The sequence below is a fragment of the Bradyrhizobium sp. 76 genome (genome assembly GCF_023073025.1).
In the GTDB taxonomy this organism is placed as follows: Bacteria; Pseudomonadota; Alphaproteobacteria; order Rhizobiales; family Xanthobacteraceae; genus Bradyrhizobium.
In genome coordinates this window covers 1-1,471 of sequence record NZ_JADPIS010000026.1, presented here as the reverse complement: position 1 = coordinate 1,471, position 1,471 = coordinate 1, and the positions used below count along the sequence as shown (strand labels likewise).

Here is a 1,471-nt window from a genome sequence, read left to right as displayed (position 1 = left end):
AGCTAGGAGCCTGTCTGTTTAGTCGCGGTGTGGCCGCGACGATAAGACGATAACATGACGGCGCTCATCCGGCAGCCAGCGCGAGCTTTCGGAGGTTGTGGACGGTGCAGATCATCGCCCATTCGGCCTTCACTTTCTCGATTCCCCGCAGCAGGAACTGGCGGAAGCCCCTCGCCTCCTTGATCTGCCCGAACACCGGCTCGACCACCTGCTTGCGCAACCGGTAACGGCTGCGATGGCCGGCGCGCCTGAGCTTGGCGCTCATCCGGGCGAGCAGCGAGGCGGGCTTGGCCGGCCGCTTGGTGGTGGGGGACGTGGTTCCGTGCTTCTGTCGTCCGGTCGCGATGTAGCCTTTGATCCGCCGCCGGCTCAGCGTGCGAAGATTGGCGGCCGAGCAGTAGCCTGCATCGGCCGAGACTTCGTCCGGATTGCGCTTGAGATTGGCCTTGATGCCGTCGAGCAAGGGAGCGAACTGCGCCTGGTCGCTGCCGTTGTTGTCGAGCGTGTGAGCGACGATGATCTGCGCCGTCGCGTCGACTGCGGCCTGCGCGTTATAGCCCTGGATGTAACCATCCTTGGTCTTCAGGATGCGGCTCTCCGGATCGGTGAAGTTGCGCTGCGCCTTGCCGTCCGGCTCCTGTTTCGGCGGCGCCGGTGGCTTGCCGGTCTTCTTGCGGCCTTCTTTCTTGCGTTGCTCTTCCGCCTCTTCGCGGCGTCGCATCTCTTCTGCGGCGGCGGCTTTGGCTTCCGCCTCCAACTCCGCCTTGGCGGCACGGATCTTCGCAACCCGCTTCTGCTTGTCGGCCACCCAGTCGGGCATCTCGTCGCCACGCTTGTCGCCGTAGAGCTTGTCTTCCTCCGCATCGGCGGCCTCGGCGGCTTTCAGCCAGCGACCACCTCGGCTTGAAGCTCCGCTTCCCGCTTCTTCATGCGCTCGTAGCTCATCGCTTTGTGTTTCGACGCATTCGCCTTGATCTTGGTGCCGTCGAGTGCAACGTGCCCGAGCTTCACCAAACCGGCTTTCTCGGCCAGCTTCAGCACCTGCACGAACAGGCCGGCCAGAGCCTTGAGGTGACGCCTGCGGAACTCCGAGATCGTGCGGAAGTCCGGCGGGTCGCCGGCCACGATCATCATGAAGTCGGCGCGCTCCACCGCCGCCCTGGCGATCCGCCGCGACGAGTAGATGCCGCTCGCATAGCCATGCAGAAGCATCGCCGTCATCAGCCGCGGGTCGAACGGCGGCTGGCCAAGCGCGCTGCGGTAGCTGCCGGAAATCGCCGAAAGATCAAGCTCCTCCCGCACCAGCGCTACCACCAGCCGAGATAGGTGATCCTTGGGCAGGTAGTCCTGCACGCGCGGCGGCAGAAGCTGCGCCTCGTCAATCTTCCAGAGTCGAAAATCCTTGCTCATAGCCCCGCAAAGAATCAGACTCGCCCCAGCTTGACCAGCGACTACTTGGACAGGCTCCTAG

General features: G+C 64.2%; 1 pseudogene. It reads right to left on the bottom strand.

The annotated features are described in order from the left end of the window. Positions 1–64: 64 nt before the first annotated feature. Positions 65–1,410, bottom strand: a pseudogene (locus IVB48_RS07560) (IS1182 family transposase). Between the last annotated feature and the right edge of the window lie 61 nt (positions 1,411–1,471).